A 24272-nucleotide genomic window follows, 5' to 3' on the forward strand; every position below is an offset into this window, starting at 1 on the left:
GGAGGAAGTGCCGCCTTCTCGCGAAAAGAGTCCTACGGAGCGGTCCAGCCGCGCTGGTCGCCGCCGGAGCGGGACGCGCCGTTGAGCCGCATCTTCGCCGCCTCGGCCCGCTCGCGCTCGGCCAGCTCGGCGTGCAGCTCGCGCAGCAGCGCCCGGTCGCGCTCGCTCAGGCTGGGGTCGTCCAGGTCCAGCGCCGGCAGCTCGACGACCTCGTGCATCGACGGCTTGCCGATCGCGATCTCGCGGCCCTTCTCCGGGTCCTCGGCCAGCGCCTGCCGCAGCTGCGCCACCTCGGCCGGGGTCAGGTCGGCGGTGCGCTCCGCCCGCGTCTCCGACCGCGCCTTGCGGGGCGGCTCGGCGGCGGGCGGCGGCGACACGATCGGCACCACCGGGGCGACCGGCTCGGCCGGCGCCGTCGTGGTGCTGCTCGACCGCATGCTGTGCCTGCTGCCCGACTCCGCGACCGGCTCCGAGTTCACCGGGGCCGACGGCTTCGCGGGCTCCGGGCGGTACGTCGACGCGGGCGCCGACGTGCTCCCGGTCACCCACGCCGGCGACGAGGCCGCCGAAGCGGCCTGGTGGTACTCGGAGTGCGCGACGCCCGGACCGCTGACCTCGACGACCGAGTGGATGCCGGCCCGGCGCAGTGCCGTGTCGACGCGGAAGGCGACGGCGGGCGGGTTGCCCTCCGGCCCCAGCTCGACGAGCACCACGCGCTGCGGCAGCGCGCCCGGCACGCTGCCGGCCGGGGTGTTGCGCCACACCGCGTGCACCGACCGGACGTCCGGCAGCACCTGCAGCGTCCGGTCGAGCGCCTCGGCGATGCCGAACTCCGGGGAGTTCTCGCCGGTGAACCGGTGCGTGTTGACCGGCTCGGCCTCGTCGACCAGCAGGTCGTTCGCCAGCGTCGCGTCCGACCGGCTCATCTCGAGGACCAGCGCGAGCTCGCGCTGCTCGGCGGAGCTGACCGGGATCCGGCCCGCGATGAGCGTGCCGGTGGTCAGCTCGACCGCCTCGTCGATGTGGGCCCGGGCGATCAGCTCACGCGCTTCGGTGAGCGCGCTGTCGTCGATCCGGCCCGCCAGGGCCAGCAACAGGTTGTGCAGGCGCAGGGGCACCGAGAACCCGTCCATGGGCGGGCCGTCGTGGACCTCCACCATTGCCTTGCTCCCTCCCAGCTCGCTGGCGGGCGAGCGTTATGCGGCTACTAGCCGGTTCCCCGTCACCGCGCCCACGCAGACCAGCTCTGAGTCGGCCAGCGCGGCCCGGTGGTACCCCGGCAGGTCGAAGCGCGGCGGGATGACCTCGACGCTGGGCTCTTCGTCACCCAGGACCCGCAACACGCGCTGCAGTTCGCCCGTCAACCTCGGCAAGCCGGCCTGCGCGGTGATGAGCAGGACGCGCTTGGCGGTCCCCTGCCCGACCACACCGACGTGTCGCCAGCTCTGCCGCACTTCCCCCACGTCCGGGCGACCCCGCAACGTTGCGTGGATCAGAACGGACACGGAGTCGACCGAGTTAACCCATTCGGGCGCACTCGACGTGAATGTGTACCGGTTCTCGGAGACGTCGTCTACCCCCAGGGTCGAACTGACCTGGTGCCAGTCGGCGCCGTGCGGGATCAGCCCGGCCACGAGCAGGCGGTACTCCGTCTGGTCGAGGTCAATCCTGTGCTTAAGCAAAGACCTCGGCAGGGTCCGGGCGAGGGTGCCCATGGCGCCCTCGCCGAGCCAGTCGCGGAACCGCCACAGCAGCTGGTCGGGCAGCCGCCCGGCCAGCCGGAGCAGCAGCTCGTGCGTGGACTGCTCGATGTCCGGGTCCATCACTGCACCTCCACGATCAATTCGACCTCCACCGGCGAGCCGATGGGCAGCTCCGCGACGCCGACCGCCGAGCGGGCGTGGATGCCCGCGTCGCCGAAGACCTCGCCGAGCAGCTCGGACGCGCCGTTGACGACCGCGGGCTGGCCGGTGAAGCCCTCCGCGGAAGCCACGAAGCCGACAACCTTGACGATCCGCGTGACGTTGTCAATGCCCACCAGCGAGTGCACGGCCGCGAGCGCGTTGAGCGCCGACGTGCGGGCGTGGCCCTTCGCCTCTTCGGGGCTGATCTCCGCGCCGACCTTGCCGGTCGCGGCGAGCACGCCGTCGACGAAGGGCAGCTGGCCGGAGGTGTAGACGTGGTGGCCGCTCTGGACGGCGGGCACGTAGGCGGCCAGCGGAGCGGCCACGCCGGGCAGCTCGATGCCGAGTTCCTTCAGCCGTTCGCTCCAGCTCACCGGGTCAGCCCTTCGGACGCTTGAGGTAGGCGACGTGCTGCTCGCCGCTCGGGTTCGGCAGCACGGTGACCAGCTCCCAGCCGTCCTCGCCCCACTGGTCGAGGATCTGCTTCGTCGCGTGGATCAGGAGGGGGACGGTCGCGTACTCCCACTTGGTGGCGCTCATGAACCGGGAGCGTAACCAAGCGGGCAAGGGCGGCGGGGGCCACCGCCGGGAAACGGGCCACGACGCGCCGGGGTGTGGTCCATCTCACGCCGGCCCGGTGCGCTTCGCGGCGGCACGGCGGGTGGTGCCCGGCTTGGGAAGCCGCGAATGACTCATTCGCGGCGCCGGAGGTCCCGAATGAGTCATTCGCGACACCGGAGGTCCCGAATGAGTCATTCGCGACACCGGAGGTCCCGAATGAGTCATTCGCGACACCGGCCGGGCGCTAGCGTGGGTGCCGTGGAGACGTGGCGCGTGATCGCGACGGCGCTGCTCGCGGCGGCCGGGCTGCCCCTGGTGCTCGTCGTGATGGCGAAGGTGCGGGACCGGACGCAGAGTTCCGGCCAGGTCGCCCTGGGCGGCGTGATCACCTTCACGCTGCTGGTCGTGCTCGGTGTGCTCACCCTCACGGTGCTGCCCGGGCTGGTCGCCTGGGTGCTGGTCGCGGCGGTCGCCGCTGCGGTCAGCGTCATGCTGCTGGCCAGCTGAGCGCTGATTTAGGGTGAAGAAGTGACCATTCCCCATGCCGGCTGGACCGACGAGCTTGCCCGCGCCCGGCTGCACTTCGTCACCGGCAAGGGCGGCACCGGCAAGACGACGCTCGCCGCCGCGCTCGGCCTCGCGCTCGCCCGCGAAGGCCGTCGCGTGCTGCTCATCGAGGTCGAGGGCCGCCAGGGCATCGCCCAGCTCTTCGACACCGAGCCGCTGCCGTACGCCGAGCAGCGCATCGCGTCCGTCCCCGGCGGGGGCGAGCTGCGCGCGCTGCACATCGACGTCGAAGCCGCGCTGCTCGAGTACTTCGAGATGTTCTACAACCTCGGCTTCGCCGGCCGGACGCTGCGGCGGATGGGCGCGATCGAGTTCGCCACCACGCTCGCGCCGGGCCTGCGGGACGTCCTGCTCACCGGGAAGATCAAGGAGTGCGTCGGCCGCACCGAGTCCGACGGGCGGCACACCTACGACGCCGTCGTCGTCGACTCGCCGCCGACCGGCCGGGTCGTCAAGTTCCTCGACGTCACCAAGGCGCTGACCGACCTGGCGAAGACCGGCCCGATCCGCGGCCAGGCCGAAGGCGTCGTGCGGCTGCTGCACTCCGGCGAGACCGCCGTGCACCTGGCGACGCTGCTGGAGGAGATGCCGGTCCGCGAGACCGTCGAGGCCGTGGCCGAGCTCGACGGCGCCGACCTGCGCCCGGGCGCGGTGCTGGTCAACCGGGTCCGGCCGCCGCGGCTGCCGGCCCGCTCGGTGACCGCCGCCGCGGACGGGCGCGTCGACGCCTCCCGCGTCCGCGACGGGCTGGCGTCGGCCGGGCTGAAGCTGCCGGAGGACACCCTGGAAGCGCTGGTCGAGGAGACCGTCGAGCACGCCGTGCGGGTCGCCGCCGAGCAGCGGGCGCGGGAACAGCTCGCCGAGGCCGACCTGCCGACCCTGGAGCTGCCGGACCTGACCGAGGGCGTCGACGTCGCGGCCCTCTACGACCTGGCGGAAGCCCTGACCGACCAGGGGGTGCGGTTGTGACCACCATCGACATCGACGCGCTGCTCGACGACCCGGAAAGCCGGGTGATCGTCTGCTGCGGCTCCGGCGGCGTCGGCAAGACGACGACGGCCGCGGCACTGGCCCTGCGCGCGGCCGAGCGCGGGCGGCAGACCGTGGTGCTGACGATCGACCCCGCCCGGCGGCTGGCGCAGGCGCTCGGCCTGCGCGAACTCGGCAACCACCCGCGGCAGGTGCAGGTCGACGGCTTCGAGCCCAAGGGCGAGCTGTGGGCGATGATGCTGGACATGCGCCGCACGTTCGACGACATGGTGCGCGTGCACGCCGGGCCCGAACGCGCCGAGCAGCTGCTGCAGAACCCTTTCTACCAAACGATTTCCACGTCGTTCTCCGGCACGCAGGAGTACATGGCGATGGAGAAGCTCGGCCAGCTCGCGGCCACCGGCGAGTGGGACCTGATCATCGTCGACACCCCGCCGAGCCGGTCCGCATTGGACTTCCTGGACGCGCCGACGCGGCTGTCGTCCGCTTTGGACGGCCGGATGATCCGGCTGCTGACGGCACCGGCGAAGGCCGGCGGCTGGGGCCTGCGCAAGGTGGTCAACGCCGGGTTCTCGATGTTCGCCAAGGCGGTGTCGACGATCATCGGCGGCCAGTTGCTGACCGACGCGTCGGCGTTCATGCAGGCGTTCGACAGCATGTTCGGCGGCTTCCGCGAGCGCGCCCGCAAGACGGCGGAGCTGCTGCGCTCGTCGGGGACGTCGTTCCTGGTGGTGGCGGCCCCGGAGCCGGACGCGCTGCGGGAGGCGTCCTACTTCGTCGAGCGCCTGTCGGCCGAGTCGATGCCGCTGGCCGGGCTGATCGCGAACCGGACGCACCCGGTGCTGGCCTCGCTGTCGGGCGCCGAAGCGCTGGCCGCCGCCGAGGCGCTGCAGAACGCGCCGCTGGCCGAGGCGGTGCTGCGGCTGCACGCGGACCGCGTCGAGCTGGCGGCCCGCGAGGAGCGGCTGCTGGCGCGGTTCACGCGGGCCCACCCGGAGGTGGCGCTGGCGAAGGTGCCCGCGCTGGCCGGCGACGTCCACGACCTCGACGGCCTGCGCAGCATCGGCGTGAAGCTCGCCGGCTGAGCGCCGCAGCCCGATGTCGCGAATGACTCATTCGGGACGTCGGAGGCCGCGAATGAGTCATTCGCGGCCTCGGGGGCCTGCGGCCGTGGGCTGAGGGGCGCGGGCGGCGCGGCAGCAGGTCCGCGCCGCCCGCGGCCGCTCAGCCCACCTTGACCCGCTCCAGCGCGTTGCGCTTGGCCGCTTCCAGCAGGTCGGCCCAGCTCTCCACGTCGGGGCGGCGGCGCAGCAGGGCCCGCCGCTCACGTTCGGTCATGCCACCCCAGACGCCGAAGTTGATCCGGCCGTCGAGCGCTTCGGCGAGGCATTCGGTGCGGACCGGGCAGCCCATGCAGACCGCTTTGGCCCGGTTCTGCTCCGCACCCCGGACGAACAGGCCGTCCGGATCGGCGTCCCGGCAGGACGCGTTGATTCGCCAGCTCGACTGGTTGGTTTCCATACCCCCAGCTCCCTACCCTGGTGATCGACGCACCAGCGGGGGAAAGGCACTGCGCGCCCTGCCCCCGCGAGCGTGTCTCCCTCAGCTCACGTCGGTTACCCGGGCACCTCCCCGGTGCCGGTGCCGCCGTTCGGACCAGGCGAGCTCCCACCCGCGTTGATCCATCCGTCGGCTTTTCTTCGTGAGACGTTGACGGACTGTAGGGGCCTTCGGTTCCCCCCGCCAAGACCCAGAATGCCTTCCGTTACCAGTTGTCACCGAAGGGGGGCTGTTTTGTCACGGATTTCACCCCCTCGGAGACACGGCGTCACCGGCGCCCGACTCACTCCGGGTAGCCTGGCCCTCGTGCGAAAAGCGGATGGTTTGTTCAAGCTCATCGGCCTCTGTCTGCTCGCGGGGGTGCTCGTCGCCGGCATGCTCTTCCCCGTCGTGGGGGCCGCCGGTGTCATGTCCAACCAGGCCAGCGAGACGGTGGAGAAGACCTCCTCCGACCTCGCCGACATCCCGCCCCCGCTGGTGACGACGGTCACCGACAGCACCGGGAAGCCGATCGCGACCCTCTACAGCCAGTACCGGCTGCCGATCACCGAGAACCAGATCAACGAGGCCATGAAGTGGGCCCTCGTCTCGGTCGAGGACAAGCGGTTCTACGAGCACCACGGCGTCGACTGGCAGGGCACGCTGCGCGCGGCCGTCAGCAACAGCACCGGCGCCGACACCCAGGGCGCCTCGACGCTGACCCAGCAGCTCACCAAGAACTACCTGATCAACGTCGTCTACCGGAACGACCCGATCGGCCAGAAGAAGGCCCAGGAGCAGTCGATCTCGCGCAAGCTGAAGGAAGCGCGGATCGCGATCAACCTCGAGACGAAGCTGAGCAAGCAGCAGATCCTGGCCAACTACCTCAACATCGTCGAGTTCTCCCGGCAGATCTTCGGCATCGGCGCGGCCGCACACGCGTACTTCGACACGACGCCGGAGAAGCTCACGGTCCCGCAGGCCGCGCTGCTGGCCGGGCTGGTGAACAACCCGATCAACAACGACCCGTGGAACCACCCGGACAAGGCCACCGCCCGCCGCAACCTGGTGCTCGACCGGATGGTGGACAACAAGAAGCTGGCGAAGGCCGACGCGGACCGCTTCAAGGCCGAGCCGCTCGGCGTGGTCGCCGACGGCCCGGCCAAGCCGCCCGCCAACTGCATCGGCGCGGGCCCGGAGGCCGGGTTCTTCTGCCAGTACGTCGAGGACTACCTGCTCAAGAGCAGCGGGATGACCAAGGACCAGCTCTACTCCGGCGGCTACACGATCAAGAGCACGCTGGACGAGCGGGCCAACCACGAGGCGAAGGTCTCGGCGGAGAACCAGGTCAAGAAGACCCAGCCGTACATCGCGAACACGTTGTCCCTGATCAAGCCGGGCAAGGACCGCCACGAGGTGGTCGCCTTGGCCGCGAACCGGGACTACGGGCAGAACCAGGACGCGGGCCAGACGACGTACACGCTGCCCGCAGGCGTTTACAACACCGGTGGCGCGGGGTCGACGTTCAAGATCTTCACCACCGCGGCGGCGATGGACAAGGGGATTGCCGGGATCTACTCGCCGATCGACATCCCGGACAAGTACACCTCGCACGTCTTCACCACCGGGCCCGGCGGGTGCGGTGGCCCGACCGGAAAACCGAGAACGTTCTGGTACTGCGTCGGCAACGCCGGTGACTACAGCAGGCTCGCCAGTGGTGCGAACATCCAGACGGCGCTGGCGACTTCGCCGAACACCGCGTTCGTCGAACTCGAAGACCGGATCGGCAGCACCGGCCCCGCCGTGGACATGGCGCACCGCCTCGGCCTGCGCGACACGATGGCCAGCAGCGCGGCGGGGCGCACGCCTGACCCGAACGCGAACCGGGCCGAGCTGCGGGATCCCCAGTCCAAGTACTACGGGCCCCAGGGCAACAGCCCCGGCCTCGGCTCGTTCACCCTCGGCGTGAGCCCGGTCAGCGGCCTCGAAATGGGCAATGTGGCCGCCACCATCCTGTCCGGCGGCGTCTGGTGCCCGCCGACGCCGATCGCCGGGGTGACCGACCGCAACGGGAAGCCGGTCCCGATCAAGGAAGCCCCGTGTGAGCAGGCGGTGCCGGAAGGGCTCGCGAACACGCTCGCGGTCGGCATGAGCAAGGACGACCAGCCGGGCGGCGGGACGTCGTTCCAGGCGGCGTCCGCGGCGGGCTGGACGCGTCCGCTGATCGGCAAGACCGGAACCACGCAGTCGAACGTCTCGGCGGCGTTCGTGGGCGGCACCCCCCAGATCGCCGGCGCGGCCATGACGTTCAAGTTCGGCGGCGGCCAAGGCGGTATCTGCGACGCCGGACCGGGCCGGGTCAGCCTGTGCCCCGGCGGCCGCGACGGCAACATCTTCGGTGGGCACGCCCCGGCGAGGACGTGGTTCGGGGCGGTGTCGAACATCCTGGCCGGCCAGCCGGAAGCGCCGCTACCGCAGCCGGACCCGCAGTACATGGGCGGCCCCGGCCGGTAGTCCCGGGAGCCGAGCGGGCCACGGCGTGAATCGCCGTGGCCCGCTTTTTCGTTCCTGCTCAGCAGTGCCGGATCCCCGCTGCAGGGTCGTGGCCGGTCGACAGTTCCGGCTCAGTGCCAGCCGGTGAGAACCTGCTGGCCGTTGTGGTAGCCGCCAGCTCGGAACACCCAGCTGGTGGTCAGGTTCGTCAGCTGGGCCGCCGAGGTGATGCTGGTCTTGTTCTCGGGGTTGCCGAAGGGGCCGCGCTGGAGCCAGGTCCGGCCGCCGTCGCGTGACCAGATGTCGACGAAACCGGTGGCGCCGACGCCTTTCCGGAAATTATGCGCATCAAGACCCTCTATTCACCTCGATCACCGTGAACGAGAGTCGAGAATGAGCCGACGGCTCGATATCCGGCACCCAGCACAGGGTCACCAGCCCCTCCTCCCCGAACGGAGCATAGCTGCGCGCGGCGGCTTCCCCTCAAGCCACCGTTCGAGTGACGTCAGTAGATCACCAAGACAGCATCGAGCCGGTCGGGCCGTCACCCGGTCAGCCCTTGATCACCAGCACCCGCTCGGTGTTTACTGCGATGACCTGCAGCAACGTTCTGCGGGTTCGAGCGTGGCCGCCAACCCTGGGGAGGGGGTGAGCATGCGGCGCCGCCGTGCGCCGATTCGGCCGTCGAACGTCGAACACCGGAGCGATCGCTCCTTTCCGTCGTCGCGCCGCACCGCAATTCGGTTGTCAGCCGTCGCCCTTTGCCGATGTTTCGGGCCACGCTGCGGTTTTCTCCGGAAACGGCTCGCCCGTCCCCTTTTCCCTCGTTCCGAGGTAGGTATCCCCATGCTTTCTGCCCACAGACCTGCGCACCGAAGACTGCGCCGGCTACCCGTGGCCGCGGCCGCGGCCGTGGCCTGCGCGATGATCACCGCTCCGGCCGCCAAGGCCGCAGCACCACCACCGACCGGGCCGGTGACCGGCGGCGAAGCACCGGCGGCTTCGTCCGTTCCGGTGGCGCAACGGTCCGAAGTGCTCGGAACCGGCTGGGCCGGCTCCCTCGACCGGGCCGTGACCAGCAACGGCGACGCCTCGGGCTTCCACGTCCTGGTCGCCGACGCCAAGGACGGCTACGCCTGGCGCACCGCCGCCACCCTGACCGAAACGGGCACGGAAACCGACCGGTGGATCGGCCGGACCTGCGTCACCTCGTCGGGGAAGCGAGCCGTGGTCGTCTACGCGCCGCGTCAGCTCGTGAACGACGAGGACCGCTACCACCGCGGTGCGCTGGCCGCGGTCGTCGACCTGGACACCGGTGCGGTCACCAAACTGCCGGAACCCGTGTCCATCGCGTACTACAACCCGGGCTGCGGCTCCGGCGAGCAGGCGGTGCTCACGCAGAACTTCTTCCGCAAGGGCCAGTACATCTCCCGGCTGTTCAACGTGGACACTGCGGCCGGCCGCATCACGTCGACTGTGGACACCGTCGGCCAGGTGACCTCCGCTGTCCCCACCGGCAAGGGCGTCATCGCGGCCAAGGGCGACAACCTCGTGTCCGTCGGTGCCGACGGCGCGGTCAAGCCGGTGGCCTACGCATCCGGTGGCGCCTTCCGGCTGACCGTGGACGCTTCGGGCGGCGTCGGCTACCAGACCCAGACGGCCGCCGAGACGGCTGTTCACCGGTACGCCGACGGGGTCGACAAGGTCGTCGCCAAGGCACCGCAGGGCTCGGTCCAGTTGCACGGCTCCGCCGGCCGGGTGTTCCTGCAGGGGCCGGACGCCGTGCTGCCGTCCGCGCCCGCGGGCTGGCAGGCCGCGAAGGTGCCCGCCGACTCGGAACTCTCGACCACCGGCGCGTTCAGCGTCGAGTCCGCGCTGTCCGGCAACCCCGCCGCGCCGGGATCCGCACCGCAGCCCGCCGGCGTCACGCCGGTGCGGATCACGGCACGGGTCCTGTCGACCGGCGCCGAGCCGGAGTTCGAGGTCGAGCCCGGCGCGCTGCAACCGGACCAGGGCCGGGCCGACTCGCCCGCCGTGGCCAAGACCGCGGGTACCGGTGGCGCCCAGCCGTCCGGCACGGGCGACGACACCACGGACCCGAACCGCAAGTGCGCGATCCCGCGCAACGACCCGCGCATCCAGTCACTGCAGGAAACGCCGCAGATGGCCGAGTGGGCCGCGGACCTCGCCGTCAAGGGCGCGCTCACGGTGTCCCGCCCGGCCGGGTACAACGGTTCCGCGCTCCCCGCCTACACGCCGCAGGGGCTCTTCCCGATGCACGCACTTCGCGGCGGCGGCCTGGTGCCGGCGCAGGTGCTGCTCGGCATCATGGCGCAGGAATCCAACATGTGGCAGGCGAGCCCGCACGCCGTGGACGGCGAGAGCGGGAACTTCGAGCAGGGCGGCTTCTACGGCCGCAACGTCGGCGTCGACTCGGTGAACTTCGCCAAGGCCGACTGCGGCTACGGCGCCACCCAGGTCACCACCGGCATGACCGTCGGCGACGGAAGCACGGTGTACAGCCACGACCAGCAGGTGGCGCTCACCGTCGACTACGCCGCCAACATCGCCGCGGGGCTGAACATCCTCATCGACAAGTGGAACCAGATGAAGGACCTCGGGGTGGTCGCGAACAACGCCGACCCGCGGTACGTCGAGAACTGGTGGTTCGCGCTCTGGGCGTACAACAGCGGCTGGCACAAGCTGAACGACCCGACCGACCCCAACAGCCATCCGGACGTGTACGGGCTCGGCTGGTCCAACAACATGGCCAACCAGGACCTGATCCAGGACCGCAAGGGCTTCCTGGACAACCTGACCAGCTGCAAGAAGGAACAGCAGGACAGCAACGGCAACTGCAACGACGCCAAGCACCCCGGGGACTGGACCTATCCGGAACGCGTCATCGGCTTCGCGAAGAACTCGCTGGTCCGCTACAACTGGTCGACGGGCCAGTACGGCGCCACCTTCGTGAAGGCGGCTTTCCCCGGCGGGAAACCGAGTCTGCCGGCCCTGCTGACGTTCTGCGCACCCGCGCAGAACGGCTGCGACCCGGCCCAGACCCACGTGCCGGGGAACTTCCCGGGCACCGTCGCCAGCCACTGCCTCCGCGACGACCTCGCGTGCTTCTGGCACACGTCGTCGACGTGGCAGCCCAGTGCGGCCCTGCTCGGCACGGAAGCCGTGATCCACGCGCCGGGCGAAGCCGAACCGCAGCCGGGGCAGTTCTACCGAGCGGACTGCTCGACCCCGCCGGGTTCGAGCGGCTTCCTGATCGTCGACGACGTCGCCCCGGGCACGCGCACCCGGAACGGCTGCGGCGCGGGTGCGGTCAGCCACGGGTCGCTGACGTTCAGCTTCACCCCCGACAACGCGGGCAACTACCCGTCGAAGATCGACTTCCACCAGCTCGACACCGGCTACCGCGGGCACTTCTGGTTCGCCCACACCTGGAAGGACAGCCTGGTCAACGCCAAGCACAAGGTCACCGGGACCTGGACGCTCGACCAGGCGATCAACGGCTGGGCCCGGGTACTGGTGTACGTCCCCGACCACGGCGCGACCACGCCACAGGCCTGGTACCGCGTCAACGGCTCGGACAGCACCTCACCCCTGCGCTCGGTGGCGGAAGGGGGTTACCTCGACGAGAACCGGCAGCCGCAGGCGGGCAGCTGGCGTTCGCTCGGGGCGTTCAAATTTTCCGGCGTGCCCAGCGTTTCCCTGGACAACATGACGCACGCGAACTACATCGGCGACCTGCCCGACGGCGTCGACGACGTCTCCTGGGACGCCGTCGCCTTCCAGCCGCTGCCCGGCAAGCCCGCGAACCAGATCGTCGCGATGGGCGACTCGTACTCGTCCGGCGAAGGGGTCACGCCCGACGATTCCTGGGCCTACTACCGGGAAACCGACCACGACGGCAACAACAAGGCCCTGCGCAACGCGTGCCACCGATCCAGGGACGCGTGGTCACGCATCGGCAAGTTGAGCGACAACCCGGGGCAGAGCATCGGCAGCCGGTCGGACACGTTCGACCCGTCACTCGACTACCACATGACCGCCTGCCAAGGCGCGCGCGCCCACAACCTCTGGCGGGGCGACCCCGGCGAATACGGTGAACCCGCACAGCTCGACCAGGGTTATCTCGACCAGTACACGAACCTGGTCACGCTGTCGATCGGCGGAAACGACGCGCGGTTCACGGACATCCTCAACAACTGCGTGCTCTACTTCCCGGGGCACGTGGGCGGTTCGTGCGCCGACATGTCACTCGACAACGACGGCAAACCGGTTTCCCAGACCATTCCCGCGTTGCTGACCAGCAACGTGATCCCGGACATGGAAAGAACCATCAGAGACGTGATGGGCGCCGCGCCGAACGCCGCCCTGCTGTTCATGGGTTATCCGCAACCGGTCGAAAACGCCGCGCCGTGCACCACGCTCTTCGGCAGCAATTCGATCACGTGGTTCCGCGGCATCGCAGGCCAGCTCCACGACCTCCAGTCCCAGTCGGTGACGAGAATGCGGGACGGCGGACGCAACATCAGATTCGCCGATCCCGTCCCCGCCTTCGACGGCAAGGGCGCCTGCGGTACCGGCGAAGCCATTCACGCCGCCGTCACCCGGTTCTCGCAGGGAGATGCCAAACAGGCGGTGAGCCAGCAGTCGTTCCACCCCAACGAATACGGTTCCACCCTTTATGCCCAGGTTCTTGAACGAACATTGCACGACTGGTAATCTCGGAATGTGAAATGGCGCCTGGCCGCGGGAGCGGGCACAGCGGCGATCGTCCTGTTCGCCGTTCCCGCGGCCTGCCAGGCGTGGCAGAGTCACGTCCGGAGCGATGCCCGCGAGCACGCCATCGGCAACGTCCGCGGCCAGGCGGCCAAGGACCTGGCCGACATCGTGGCGGATCCGGCGACCCGGGGTGCCGACCCGCGTCAGGCCGCACAGCGGGTCGCGGCCTACCTCAGCCCGCCGAACCCCGCCGAAACGACGTTGCAGGGCAAGGGGTTCGAGGTGCGCACCCGCTTCGACGAGCCGTGGTCCGACCAAGGTCAGGAACACCGGGTCCGGCTGTGCGTCGCTTATGTCACCCGTGACGCCGGAACCGACCCGGTAACGCTGGCCGACCGGCCGTGCCCGGAGGATCCGACCTTCATCCCCGGTCTAGACGAGGTCGTCAAGACCGCCTGATTCAGGGGCAGCTCCGCAGTCGTTCGTACCGCACCGGTGTCCCCGGCGGCAGGACCGTGAACGCGTAACAGACGTGGTCCGGATCCGGCGACAGCAGCTCGGCGACCACCGTCATCCGCGAGACGTCCCGCGTGATCTCGTTCGCCACCGCGCCTTCGACCGCCGCCGCGCGGCGGACCGAGGTGTCGTCCGCTCGCTCCGCCGGGGTCAGCTTCTCCAGCCTGGCCGCGATCTCCGGGGCCTCCGAGCCGACCACGTGCGGCTCCGTGACCTTGTCCTGCACGCGGGCCGGGACGACGGTGAAGACCCACACCACTCCCGCCGCCGCGGCCAGGAACACGCCGAAGAGCAGCCAGAGGAGCAGGGGCCTGCCCCGCCGTCCCGGTTCCGTCATCAGGTCATCAGCTCGGGTAGTGGAGCTGGGTCAGGCGCGCTTCCATCACCTGAGCGTAGCCCGTCGTCCCCGCCGCGTTGGGGTGGAACATCTCGCGGCTCAAGCACGCTCCGCCCAGCACGTCCCAGAAGCAGAACTGGGTCGGGTTGTCCCCCTTGTGGAAGTCCCCCTCGCCGTTGGGGCCGAGGACGATCTTGTTGATCCACTCCGGGTCGTCGCAGCCGCCGTGGCCGACGAACGCGCCGATCGGGTCGGCCGCGTCCACCTTGATGCCTTCGCTGCGCAGCTGCGTGACGGCTTCGGCCTCCTTGTCGCGGACGTAGCCGGTCAGCTCGGCGATCGCGTGCACCTCGCTCAGGTCGAAGTACCAGGAGCCACCGCACTTCACCGTGCGGCTGAGCGGTTCCGGGTACGCCGTCAGCACGATCTGCGCGTTCGGCGCTTCGCCGCGGATGGCGCGGACGGTGTCGATGATCCGCGTCTTCGTGCGGTCGAAGACGGCCTTGTACTTCGGCAGGTACTCGTCGTCGGCGCAGTTGGTGATCGACGCGCAGTCCATCAGGGCGTTGACGAACGCGCCCTCGTCGTTGCCGCCGATCGTCAGGGTCACCAGCGTGGTTTCCGGCGTCAGCACCCCGGAGGCCACCTGGTTGATCTCGTGGAACTGACCCTCGCCCTTTTCGTACTGCTCCGGGTGGATCCACGACGTCGGGATCGAGCCCGCGCCGTTCCACCGCCCGGACACGTTCCACGTCATCGCGCCCGAACAGGCGACGAACCCGAGTTCGTTGTTCGTGTTCCACTGGTCGGACAGCGTACCCAGCGAGCCGCCCGACCCCGGGATCACCATCTTGCGCGGCCAGGCGTTGGCGCTGCGGCGGCAGGCGTTCCACTCGGCGGTGCCGTGGTTGAGGTCGGATTCGGTCGCGTAGTTCCCGGCGCCCTCACCCGAGGAGTAGGAGTCGCCCAGCGCCGCCACGATGTTCGTCGGTTTGGCCGGCAGCGGCTGGAACGCGATCGCGTCCCAGGCGACGTCGAGGTCGCCGGTGCCCTCCTCGGTCAGCGTGCTCATCGAGACGCTCGGCCGCCCGGCGAACGGGTACACCCCGATCGACACCCAGCCGTTGCGCTGGATCTGCTGGTTGAGGTACCGGTGCCGGCGCTGCCCGTCGCCCAGGTTGATGTCGTAGCGCGCCTGCTGCGTCTGGGCGCCGATGTCCGGCAGGTGCACCAGCACCCGCGCCCAGGCGTTGAGCGAGTTGTCCAGTGTCCACGTTCCGGTCGCCTTCAGCCGGCCGCCCTCGACCGACGACGTGCGCGTGTGGCCGAAGTAGAAGTGGCCGCCGAACCCGCCGCCGAGCTGGTGCGTGTCGACCTTGCCCGGGTAGTGCCCGGTGCCGTCGTCGTCGTAGCTGAGCTGGAAGCTGCCCGCGTTGGCCCACGTCTGCCCGCAGTTGTTGCGGACGGGCGGGGCGCCGTTCGCGTCGTCGACGATCAGCGCGTTCGACGGCAGGCCCCGGGTTTCGCAGTTCGGCGGGTAGCTGTTGGCGTCCTCCTGGTAGGCGTACCCCGGGTCGAACCGGAGCAGCTCGTAGCCGCACGAGGAGTCGCAGTCCGGCTTCCACGTGTTCGACTGGTGGTACCAGCACTTGAGGTCGAACTTCCCGCCCGTCTTGTGCGCGCACGGGCCGGCCGGTTCGCCGACGACGTTGGCGGGGTCGTCCGGGCCGGTGCCCGCGTAGTCCGGCACGTTCTTCTCACCGGGGTGGCATTCGTTGCTGTCGTCGCAGAACTGGTTCACCGGCGGCTTGACCGCGATCCGGTTGTCGACGGTGTTCCACCACGACGGCCGGAAGCCGGCGACCATGGTGCCCGGCGTCTCGATCAGGTTGACCGGGTGCCCGGCCCAGCCGAGCACCTTCTCCGGGTACGGCCAGTACTGCGGGTGCGCCGCGTCGGCGTAGGAGTACTCGAGGAACGGGAGCCGGCTGTCGAGGAAGCGCGGGTTCGCCGGGTTGTTGCCCCAGCCGAGCCCCCACGGCGCCGACCCCGAAGCGGGGTGGAACCCGGAGTTGTAGGCCCAGATCGCGAAGAACCAGTTCTCGATCCGGGAGACGTCACCGTTGTTGACGACCAGGCCCGCGGCCCGGACCTCGTTCCACTTGTTCGAGATGATCTGCAGACCCGCGGCCACGTTCGCGGCGAAGTCCAGCGCCACCGCGCGCTGTGTCTGCAGCGGCCACGCCTCGTCGCCAGGGCCCTTTTCCTTGCCCGCCAGCCGCATGTGGTCGGTGACCTGCGTGACGCCGTACCCGCAGTCGGCCTTCGCCCAGTCGATCGTCCAGTCGTCGGCCGCGTTGCCGTTGTAGTAGTTGATGCCGTAGTAGTTGCCGATCAGCGGGTTGCCGGTGGTGCCGGGCACCGAGGACCGCGCGGCCTGCCACATGTTCGACTCCTGCGCCGTGATGCCGAGCATCACCTGCGCGGGCACGAACCCGCCGCCGGCCAGGTCCACCTTGGGGAACAGGCCCTGCGGCGTGTACGCCGGCATGCCGAGGTTCTTCCAGTTCGACGGCCGCTGCACCGTCAGCGCGCCGCGGACGGCCTGGTCGACCGCCCATTCGACCTGCCGGGGCTTCGGCTGCATCGCCTGGTTGCGCGGGTCGGTGCGGGGCACGCTGCAGTAGCGGTCGGCCGAGTCGGACGGGTCGGTGGGGCTGCCGTTGGTGGTCGCGCCGGCCGAGGTGCCGGCCGGGGCCGGGCTCGTCACGCGCCCGGCCGCGGGTGCGGTGTCCGTTTCGGCGACGAGCGTGACCTGCTTGTGGTTGGGCAGGACCGTCGCGGTGATGTTGACGGCCTGGGCGCCCGCGGGCGCCTGCCGCGGGTCGGGTGCGCCCGGCTTGACCACCTCGGTGACGGCGAGCCGTCCCTCGGTGGACACCGTCGCGTCCTTCGGCACGTCGAGCAGGGAAACGGCGGCGGGCAGCGCCACGCCCGTGGCCTTCTTGACGCCGGTGACGGCGACCCGGCCACCGCGGCCCGAGGTCACGCCCAGCGCGGTCCGCGCGCCGGTGGCGAGGGTCTTGGTGGTGACCGACCCGGTGCCGTCGATCATCGCCCGGCGAACCTTGGCGTTCTGCGTCCCGTCGTGGTCGAGGTAGACGACGCCGCCGTCGGCGTCGGCGGCCAGCGCGTAGGGCACCCCGGACGCCGGGGCGACCCGCTGCAGGGCGCCGGTGTCGGTGACCCGGACGAGCGCGTCCTTCGTCGCGCCGATCAGGCCGTGCGCCGTCGGCACCGCCGACGTCAGCTGCCCGGCGACGTCGACGGGCGCGGCGAGCTTGCCGGAAGCCGCGTCGAGGCGCAGCAGCCTGGTCTTCCCGAGGTCTTCGTCGCCGGCTTGGGTGAGGACGGCGGAATCGCCGGTGCCACACGAGGGGTTGAAGTAGGCGAGGCTGGTCCGGACCGGCAGCTTCCGCACCGCGCCGGTGTCGAGGTCGACGACGGCGGTGAACGCGCCGCGGTCGAAGAGCTCGGTCTTGTTGGTGAAGGTGCGCGGGGCGTACGCGACGACCGCGCGGTGGGCCGACCCGGTCACGCAGACGTTGCCGATCCACGAGTCGGCGTCGAGCCCCGGCTCGGCCAGCGTGGCGATCGTGCGCCATTCGTAGGCTTTCGCCTCGTCGGCGACCAGGAGGTGGAAGCCGTCCGCGTCACCGCTGGTGGTCCAGGCCCGGTCGGCCGAGCGGTCCCAGCCGGGCGCGCGCTCCCCCGCGCCGACGCTGCGGGCGGTGGCCCGCGGCGGGGCGGCGGCTCTGGTGTCGGTCTCCGGGTTCGGGTTCTTGGGCGCGGCGGACGCCGGCGCGGAAACGGCGGCGCCGACCGAAAGCGCGACCGCGAACGCGGCCGCCAAGCGGAGCCGCGGACGACTGGATTTCACTGATCCCCCTCGATGCAGTGGGCGCGAAACCGCTCACACCGAAGCACCGCGCCGGCAACGGACGCGGTGCGAACCCCCGTGGATGCGGACCGGCGCGGATTGCCGGTTTTGCCCCCTCTCCAGAGGTATTCAGCCAGGTCAGGGCCCGTCGATCAATACGCTGCCCGGGTGATCAACCCTGCGCGGTCCGGGACAGGACCTGCTCGTTCCACCAGTAGTAGAGCTTGTCCAGCTCGTCGTTGCCGGTGACCCTCGTGGACAGCAGGACGCCGGCCAGCAGGCGCTGCCCGTCCGTCCACACGAGCTGGGCCGGGTCGCCGAGGAAGCACGTCAGGTAGTCGCCGGGCAGCGGGTTCGGCGTCTCCGCTCGGTAGTACGTGCCCCAGATCTTCGGCACCTTCTTCGGGCGGCACGCGCCTTGGGCGTCGTTGCGGGTCAGGCCCTGGGTCTTCACGACGTCCTGGAAGAACGCGTTCATCGCACCGGCGTCGGCGAAACGCAGGAACCGGGCGCCGGTCGGCTGCGGAAGGATGACGTTGCCGGAGTGGACGTCGCCGACCGTCGAGTCGGTGCACTCGACCGCGGCCACCGCGCCCGCGGACGGCGCCGCGTCGGTGCACGTCTCTCCCTTGTAGACGGCGGGAAGAGCGTCGCGCAGCTTGGTGTCGTGCGGCGGCTTCGATTCCGAAGTGGACGGTGGGTCCGACGTGGTTTCCGTGGGCGGCGGGGAACTCCCGGCTTCGGATGTGGTGGCCGGGTCCGGGGTCGACGGTCCCGGCCCGGCGGTCTGGGTCGTCCTGTCCCGCGTCACGACGTAGGTGATCACCAAGGCCACCACGACGATCCCCGCCAAGGCGGCGCACAGCGCGATCCACCGGTTCCGCCGCGGCTTCGCGGCCGGCGGGACGGCCGGCGGCGGCCCGGTGAACGGGCCCGGGCGCGGAGCGGTCGGGAGCGGCATCGGCCGGGGCGGGGTCATCGGCGCCGGAGCGGTGTGCGGCACCGGCCCGGGCAGAGTCTTCTGCCACGTCGGGAAGGGCGGCGCGGGCGCGGTCAGTGCCGCGCGGACGGCGTCGGCGAACGCGCTCGCCGTCGGGTACCGGTCGGCGGGGCGTTTCGCCATGCCGCGCGCCACCACGGCGTCCAGGCCCGGCGGCAGGCCCGGCCGCGCCTGGGAGAGCACCGGCGGCGGCGCGGTCAGGTGCGCGCCCATCTGCGCGGCCGCGCCCTCGGCCGGGAACGGGCGGCGCCCGGTGAGGCATTCGAAGAACACGCACGCGAGCGCGTAGACGTCGACGAGCCCGGTGACCGGGGCCTCGCCGAAGCGTTCCGGTGCCATGTAGTCGAGGGTGCCGATCACGTTGCCGGTGCCGGTGATCGACGTCCCTTCGGCGGTCATCGACCGCGCGATCCCGAAGTCCACGAGGTACACGAAGCCGGCGTCCGTGACGAGCACGTTCGACGGCTTGACGTCGCGGTGCACCAGGCCGTCGGCGTGGGCGGCGTCGAGCGCACCGGCGACCTGCGCCACGATCTCGGCAGCCCGCCCGGGCTCGAGCGGCCCGGCTTCGAGGAGTTCCTTGAGGTCGCGGCCTTCGACGAGCCGCATGTCGAGGTAGAGGCGGCCGTCGATCTCGCCGTAGGCGTGGATCGGGATCACGTGCGGTTCCCGCAGCCGCGCGACGATCTGCGACTCGCGGCGGAACCGCGCGCGGAAGGCTTCGTCGGCGACGAACGGATCGGACAGCAGCTTGAGCGCGACGACGCGGTCGTGCGCGGTGTCGTAGGCGCGGTGGACCTCGCCCATGCCACCGCGGCCGAGCAGGCCCTCGATCCGGTACGGCCCGAACTGCTCCATCGTTCTCCCCAAGCCCCCCGGCTTGAACACCCTGCTGCAACAACCGGGGCTTCGCCCCGGGCCGGGGGCTCCGCCACCCGGAACCCCCGAAAGATGGCCTGCTGGCCGACGCAAATGCTAAGCGGCAGGTTCCCCGGAACGGCGGCGAAGTCACCCAACCGTTGAGCACGTATCCTGGAGTTCGTGAGCACGCTCAGTAACACACGCACGTCGGGGGCGACGGCCGCGCGCCTCGCCGCGGGGACGGTGGCGCTCGGCGTCGCGACCCTCGGTTACGCCGTCGGCATCGAACGGCGCCGCTGGACCCTCCGCACCGCCGAACTGCCGGTGCTGGCGCCGGGGTCGCGGCCGTTCACCATCCTGCACGTCTCGGACCTGCACATGCTGCCCGGACACCACAGCAAGCAGCGCTGGGTCGCCGCGCTCGACGAACTGGACCCGGACCTCGTGGTCAACACCGGCGACAACCTGTCGCACCGGACGGCCGTGCCGGCGGTGCTGCGGGCGCTGGGCCCGCTGCTCGACCGGCCCGGGGTGTTCGTCTTCGGCAGCAACGACTACTACGCGCCCAAGCCGAAGAACCCGGCCCGCTACCTGATGCCGCAGGGCAAGAAGAAGCGCATCCACGGCATCCAGCTGCCGTGGCGCGACCTGCGCGCGGCGTTCGTCGAGCACGGCTGGACGGACCTGACGCACGTCCGCCGCACGATCGACGTCGGCGGGCAGCGGGTGTTCGCGGCCGGCGTCGACGACCCGCACCTGCGCCGCGACCGCTACGCCGACATCGCGGGCCCGGCCGACAGCGGCGCGGCCGTCCGCCTCGGCGTGACGCACTCGCCGGAGCCCCGGGTGCTGGACACGTTCGCCACGGACGGTTACGACCTGGTCCTGGCGGGCCACACCCACGGCGGCCAGCTCCGGCTCCCGGGCTACGGCGCGATCGTCACCAACTGTGACCTGGATCGCAGCCGGGCGCGGGGCGCGTCGAGGTGGGGGGCGCACATGTGGCTGCACGTCTCGGCGGGGTTGGGGACGTCACCGTGGGCGCCGGCCCGGTTCGCTTGCCCGCCCGAGGCGAGCCTGTTGACGCTGGTCCCGCGGGGGTCGGGGTCGAACGAGCCGCGAAAGGCAGCCCCCCGTAAAGCCCGCGACAGCATCCGCTAGACTTCTCGACGACCCGATAGCAAGACCTCGGGGTGTGGCGCAGCTTGGTAGCGTGCCTCGTTCGGGTCGAGGAGGTCGTGGGTTCGAATCCCGCCACCCCGACGAGTAAGAGCCGGTGTCTTCGGACACCGGCTCTTCTGGTTTCAGGGCCGGGTCGCCGTCACCTCCACCCAGCACTGACTGAAATCCCCGTCACCACCGCGGGTCCACATCCAGGCCGACCGGGCCGCACTCGCCAGCTGGTCGCGGTCGCGGGCGTACGCCGGGTCCGCGATCGCCGCGTCGAGGCGGGACTCCACGTACTTCGCCAGGTCGCGGTAACTCATGTCCTCGCGGTACTTCGCGCGCGAGGCCACCTCCGTGAACCCCGCCCGGACGCACTCCTCCGCGATGTTCCGCCCGGCGAACGGGTTGCCGCCCGCGCGGCGGCGCAGGAGGTAGTGCCCCCTCAGTGCCGCGTCGACGTTCGCCGTCTTCGGGCGCAGCCTGGCCTTGCTCCAGTCCGATGTGGACAACGCCAGCTTCCCGCCGGGGCGGAGCACCCGGCGCAACTCCGCCAGCGCGTCCGCCGGTGCCGAAAGGTGCTCGAACAACGCGTGCGAGAACGCCACGTCCACGCTGCCGTCCGCGAACGGCAGGTCGTACGCCGAGCCGACCACGAAGTCCACTGTGGACCTTCCGGCGCGGCGGGCCGCCTCGCGGGCGAGCACCACCTGGCCCGCGTCGCGGTCGACGCCCGTCACCCGGGATTCCGCGGCCAGGCCCAGCGTGATCGAGCCCGGGCCGCAGCCGAGGTCGACCACCCACGTGCCCGGCCGGAACAGGGGCTGGGCGAACGTCGCGCGCTCGGCAGCCGTGCGCGCGGACATCATCGTGACCGCGTCTGCACCGTAGCCCGGCGCGTAACCCTCCAGCACCCCGCACACAGTACGGCCAGAAGGTGGCAGGATCGAGGGGTGAGCACGCAGTCAGCCAACCAATATCCGCCCGCGGTGGTCCCGGACCGGCTGTTCGACGACGCCGAAGCCGAAGCCCGCTGGCGCGCCCGCTTCCACGCCCCGCGCATCACCGTGCCCGAGTGGGCCCGCGACGCCCCGGAAGCCAACGTCTACGCCTCCAACGCCAGCGGTGTCTGGGAGGTCTACGCCTGGAACCGCGCGACGGACGAGCACCGCCGCGTCACCGACCGGCCCAACGGCACCCTCCACGCCACGCCGTCACCCGACGGCGAGTGGATCTGGTGGTTCGACGACACCGACGGCGACGAGTTCGGCTCCTGGGTCCGCGAGCCGTTCGCCGCGACCGAGGGCAGCAAGCCGGAGAAGGCCGTCCCCGACGTCCACGACGGCTACCAGGCCGGGCTCGAGATCGGCGCGAAGATCGTCGCGGTCGGCGTCTCGACCGACGACGGCAGCGAGCTCTTCGCCCGGATCGGTGGCGAGACGCGCCGCTTCTACAGCCACCCGGACGACGCCGGCATCGCGGCCCTGTCCCGCGACGAAAGCCTGATCGCGATCTCGCACTCCGAGCACGGCGACTCGCGCCACCCCGCGCTGCGGGTGCTCACGGCCGACGGGTTCGAAGCCGTCGCCGAGAAGTGGGACGGCGAGGGCAAGGGCCTGTCCGCGCTCGAGTTCTCGCCGCTGCCCGGCGACCAGCGCCTGCTGGTGCTGCACGAACGGCGGGGCCGCGAGGAGCTGCTCGTCTGGGACGTCCGGGCGGACAGCGAGACCGAAATCGAACTGGACCTGCCCGGCGAGGTCGTCGCCGGCTGGTACCCGGACGCGCGCGCCCTGCTCGTCGTCCACTTCCACGAGGGCCGCAGTTCGTTGCACCGCTACGACATCGACTCGGCCGAATTGTCCCCATTGGACACTCCGGCCGGCCGGATCGGCGGCGCGGGCGTCCGCCCGGACGGCACGGTCGAGTACTCGTGGTCCAGCGCCGCCGAGCCGGCCGCGGTCCGGGCGCGGACCACCGACGGCACCGACGCGATCCTGCTCGAGCCGCCGGGCGAGCGGGCACCGGGCTCGGAGCCGGTGACCGACGCGTTCGTCGAAGGCGTCGGCGGGCGGATCCACGCGCTGGTCTCGCGGCCTTCGGGCGCGCCGGAGGGTCCGCTCCCGACGGTGTTCTCCCTGCACGGCGGCCCGCACGCGGCGGACGAGGACCGCTTCTCGGCTTATCGGGCGACCTGGCTCGACGCCGGGTTCGCGGTGGTCGAGGTCAACTACCGCGGTTCGACCGGCTACGGCTCGGCCTGGCGCGACGCCATCGAGGGCCGGCCCGGCCTGACCGAGCTGGAGGACGTCGCCGCGGTCCACGACTGGGCCGTCCAAACCGGACTCAGCGACCCGGCGAAGTGCGTCGTGAACGGCGCGTCGTGGGGCGGCTACCTGTCCCTGCTCGCGCTCGGCACCCAGCCGGCGCGGTGGGCGGCGGGGGTCGCCGGGGTGCCGGTGGCGGACTACGTCGCCGCGTACGAGGACGAAATGGAGCAGCTGCGCTCGTTCGACCGCGGGATCTTCGGCGGCTCGCCGGAGGACGTGCCCGCGGTGTACCGGGAGTGCTCGCCGATCACGTACGTCGACGCCGTGACGGCGCCGGTGCTCGTGCTGGCCGGCGACAACGACCCGCGCTGCCCGATCCGCCAGATCGAGAACTACCTCGACCGGCTCGGCGGCCGCGACCTGCACCACGAGTTCTACCGCTACGACGCGGGCCACGGTTCGCTGGTGATCGCCGAGACGATCAAGCAGACCGCGATCGAGGTCCACTTCGCGCTGCGGGCCCTCGGCCTGCGCTGACGCTGCGCCGGGAGGCCGGTCCGGCCTCCCGGCGGGTCAGCGTTCGGAGTACAGGACGCCGCCGCTGGCCCAGTGGTCGGCGCCGACCTCGACCAGCGTCACCTGGACGCCCTCGGGCTTCCCGCCGCAGGTGCGGACGAACGCGTCGGTCAGCTCGCGGACCAAGGCGCTCTTCTGGGCCGGGGTACGGCCGGGGAACATGGCAACGCTGATCATCGGCATGGGCGCAGCCTAGAGCCCCCGGTTCACCGCCTGCAGCCGCCCGACGGCGGCCGCGTCCCCCTCGAAGTCCAGGTGAACGGCGTCCCGGCCGAAGACGAACAGCAGCAGGTCCACCGGCTCCCCGACGATCGTCACCGGATCGGGCCCGGTCTTGACGGCGGCCTCCCGGCCGTCCTTGGTGCGCAGCGTCACGCCGACGGGCGACTTGCGGAGGTTCAGCTTCGCCGCCTGCGTCGCCGACCGCCAGGCGGCGGCGTCCCGGGTGGGGTCCGCGGGCCGCGGCGCCCACCCGTCCTGCGCGCGCCGCACGTCCTCGTGGTGGACGAGGAACTCGGCGGTGTTGGTGAGTTCGTCGAGCGGGCCGATGGCGGTGGGCCAGAACTTCGACGGCCCCCGCCGCACCTGCGCGACCAGCTCCGCCCAGGGTTTCGCGGCGTAGCGGTCCTGGACTTTCTGCGTGTACCCGGCGAGCGCGGGCACGACGATCCCCGGAGCGGCGTCCGCCCGGTGCTCCCGCACGACGAGGTGGGCGGCGAGATCCCGCGTGGTCCAGCCCTCGCACAACGTCGGCGCATCGGGCCCGAGTTCTTCGAAGAGCGCACTCAGCGCCCGGCGTTCGTCAGCAGCGACACCCATG

At 71.2% G+C, this 24272-nt stretch carries 19 protein-coding genes and 1 tRNA gene; 9 read left to right on the forward strand and 11 right to left on the reverse strand.

The window, feature by feature from the left end; genetic code table 11:
* Positions 1-32 precede the first annotated feature (32 nt).
* From OO60_RS17450 to sp36, 4 genes are read right to left on the reverse strand one after another with little or no spacing between them, the layout of a single operon-like run.
* Positions 33-1160, reverse strand: coding sequence for a hypothetical protein (locus OO60_RS17450; RefSeq protein ID WP_003068080.1), 1128 nt, complete (start codon positions 1158-1160; stop codon positions 33-35).
* A gap of 36 nt (positions 1161-1196) precedes the next feature.
* Entirely contained in the window at positions 1197-1823 is a 627-nt protein-coding gene (locus tag OO60_RS17455; protein ID WP_003068077.1) for a hypothetical protein, read from the reverse strand.
* Entirely contained in the window at positions 1823-2278 is a 456-nt protein-coding gene (locus OO60_RS17460; RefSeq protein ID WP_003068075.1) for a RidA family protein, read from the reverse strand. Before OO60_RS17460 ends, OO60_RS17455 begins: the two co-directional genes overlap by 1 nt.
* Positions 2279-2282: 4 nt before the next feature.
* Positions 2283-2444, reverse strand: coding sequence for a Sp36 family protein (gene sp36, locus OO60_RS45440; protein WP_003068074.1), 162 nt, complete (start codon positions 2442-2444; stop codon positions 2283-2285).
* Between the two features lie 279 nt (positions 2445-2723).
* Here sp36 and OO60_RS17465 point away from each other — a divergent pair, with 279 nt between their 5' ends.
* Genes OO60_RS17465 through bagB form a run of 3 tightly spaced genes read left to right on the forward strand, consistent with a single transcriptional unit; the run spans position 2724 to position 5107 of the window.
* On the forward strand, positions 2724-2972 hold the full coding sequence (locus tag OO60_RS17465; protein ID WP_033261749.1) for a hypothetical protein: 249 nt from the start codon (positions 2724-2726) through the stop codon (positions 2970-2972).
* Positions 2973-2993: 21 nt separating this feature from the next.
* Positions 2994-4001 carry an ATPase BagA gene (gene bagA, locus OO60_RS17470; protein WP_033261655.1) on the forward strand — a complete coding sequence of 336 codons (1008 nt, stop codon included), beginning with the start codon at positions 2994-2996 and terminating at the stop codon, positions 3999-4001.
* On the forward strand, positions 3998-5107 hold the full coding sequence (gene bagB, locus OO60_RS17475; protein ID WP_033261656.1) for an ATPase BagB: 1110 nt from the start codon (positions 3998-4000) through the stop codon (positions 5105-5107). Before bagA ends, bagB begins: the two co-directional genes overlap by 4 nt.
* Positions 5108-5246: 139 nt before the next feature.
* Here bagB and OO60_RS17480 read toward each other — a convergent pair whose 3' ends face one another.
* Complete coding sequence (locus tag OO60_RS17480; protein WP_003096950.1) at positions 5247-5543, reverse strand: WhiB family transcriptional regulator; 297 nt, start codon at positions 5541-5543, stop codon at positions 5247-5249.
* A gap of 345 nt (positions 5544-5888) precedes the next feature.
* Between OO60_RS17480 and OO60_RS17485 the strand changes: the two genes are divergently transcribed.
* The 3 genes from OO60_RS17485 (at position 5889) to OO60_RS17495 (ending at position 13250) form a co-directional block, all read left to right on the forward strand.
* The gene (locus tag OO60_RS17485) at positions 5889-8075 is read left to right on the forward strand and encodes a transglycosylase domain-containing protein (RefSeq protein WP_240490754.1); all 2187 of its coding nucleotides are present in this window, start codon (positions 5889-5891) and stop codon (positions 8073-8075) included.
* An 873-nt stretch (positions 8076-8948) separates the two neighbouring features.
* A complete protein-coding gene (locus tag OO60_RS17490; protein WP_003096948.1) occupies positions 8949-12791 on the forward strand; it encodes an SGNH/GDSL hydrolase family protein in 3843 nt (1280 codons plus the stop codon).
* Between the two features lie 9 nt (positions 12792-12800).
* Positions 12801-13250: a hypothetical protein gene (locus tag OO60_RS17495; protein WP_003096946.1), complete on the forward strand. Its 450-nt coding sequence runs from the start codon at positions 12801-12803 to the stop codon at positions 13248-13250.
* Between the two features lies 1 nt (position 13251).
* Here OO60_RS17495 and OO60_RS17500 read toward each other — a convergent pair whose 3' ends face one another.
* The 3 genes from OO60_RS17500 to OO60_RS17510 form a co-directional block, all read right to left on the reverse strand.
* On the reverse strand, positions 13252-13644 hold the full coding sequence (locus OO60_RS17500) for a hypothetical protein (protein WP_003096943.1): 393 nt from the start codon (positions 13642-13644) through the stop codon (positions 13252-13254).
* Between the two features lie 7 nt (positions 13645-13651).
* Positions 13652-17584 carry a golvesin C-terminal-like domain-containing protein gene (locus OO60_RS17505; protein WP_205624222.1) on the reverse strand — a complete coding sequence of 1311 codons (3933 nt, stop codon included), beginning with the start codon at positions 17582-17584 and terminating at the stop codon, positions 13652-13654.
* Between the two features lie 172 nt (positions 17585-17756).
* Positions 17757-19442 (reverse strand): serine/threonine-protein kinase, encoded by a 1686-nt coding sequence (locus OO60_RS17510; protein WP_033261658.1) that lies wholly within the window; start codon positions 19440-19442, stop codon positions 17757-17759.
* A 183-nt stretch (positions 19443-19625) separates the two neighbouring features.
* Between OO60_RS17510 and OO60_RS17515 the strand changes: the two genes are divergently transcribed.
* The gene (locus OO60_RS17515; protein ID WP_003072494.1) at positions 19626-20606 is read left to right on the forward strand and encodes a metallophosphoesterase; all 981 of its coding nucleotides are present in this window, start codon (positions 19626-19628) and stop codon (positions 20604-20606) included.
* A 28-nt stretch (positions 20607-20634) separates the two neighbouring features.
* A tRNA-Pro gene (locus OO60_RS17520) sits at positions 20635-20708 on the forward strand.
* Positions 20709-20749: 41 nt separating this feature from the next.
* Here the strand turns inward: OO60_RS17520 and OO60_RS17525 are convergent.
* On the reverse strand, positions 20750-21523 hold the full coding sequence (locus OO60_RS17525; RefSeq protein WP_003072498.1) for a methyltransferase domain-containing protein: 774 nt from the start codon (positions 21521-21523) through the stop codon (positions 20750-20752).
* A gap of 39 nt (positions 21524-21562) precedes the next feature.
* Between OO60_RS17525 and OO60_RS17530 the strand changes: the two genes are divergently transcribed.
* Positions 21563-23413 (forward strand): S9 family peptidase, encoded by a 1851-nt coding sequence (locus OO60_RS17530; protein ID WP_033261659.1) that lies wholly within the window; start codon positions 21563-21565, stop codon positions 23411-23413.
* A gap of 36 nt (positions 23414-23449) precedes the next feature.
* On the opposite strand, the gene OO60_RS17535 is transcribed toward OO60_RS17530, so the two are convergent.
* The gene (locus tag OO60_RS17535; protein WP_033261660.1) at positions 23450-23635 is read right to left on the reverse strand and encodes a tautomerase family protein; all 186 of its coding nucleotides are present in this window, start codon (positions 23633-23635) and stop codon (positions 23450-23452) included.
* 9 nt (positions 23636-23644) lie between these two features.
* On the reverse strand, positions 23645-24271 hold the full coding sequence (locus tag OO60_RS17540; protein ID WP_003072506.1) for a TIGR03085 family metal-binding protein: 627 nt from the start codon (positions 24269-24271) through the stop codon (positions 23645-23647).
* Position 24272: the final 1 nt, after the last annotated feature.

Origin of the sequence: Amycolatopsis vancoresmycina (genome assembly GCF_000716785.1) — a bacterium.
Lineage (GTDB): Bacteria > Actinomycetota > Actinomycetes > Mycobacteriales > Pseudonocardiaceae > Amycolatopsis > Amycolatopsis vancoresmycina.

Excerpts from the sequence above, each read along its gene's own strand:
- OO60_RS17450 (WP_003068080.1), bottom strand. The coding sequence starts at position 1,160 with ATGGTGGAGGTCCACGACGGCCCGCCCATGGACGGGTTCTCGGTGCCC.
- OO60_RS17455 (WP_003068077.1), bottom strand. The coding sequence starts at position 1,823 with ATGGACCCGGACATCGAGCAGTCCACGCACGAGCTGCTGCTCCGGCTG.
- sp36 (WP_003068074.1), bottom strand. The coding sequence starts at position 2,444 with ATGAGCGCCACCAAGTGGGAGTACGCGACCGTCCCCCTCCTGATCCAC.
- OO60_RS17480 (WP_003096950.1), bottom strand. The coding sequence starts at position 5,543 with ATGGAAACCAACCAGTCGAGCTGGCGAATCAACGCGTCCTGCCGGGAC.
- OO60_RS17500 (WP_003096943.1), bottom strand. The coding sequence starts at position 13,644 with ATGACGGAACCGGGACGGCGGGGCAGGCCCCTGCTCCTCTGGCTGCTC.
- OO60_RS17510 (WP_033261658.1), bottom strand. The coding sequence starts at position 19,442 with ATGGAGCAGTTCGGGCCGTACCGGATCGAGGGCCTGCTCGGCCGCGGT.
- OO60_RS17535 (WP_033261660.1), bottom strand. The coding sequence starts at position 23,635 with ATGCCGATGATCAGCGTTGCCATGTTCCCCGGCCGTACCCCGGCCCAG.
- OO60_RS17540 (WP_003072506.1), bottom strand. The coding sequence starts at position 24,271 with ATGGGTGTCGCTGCTGACGAACGCCGGGCGCTGAGTGCGCTCTTCGAA.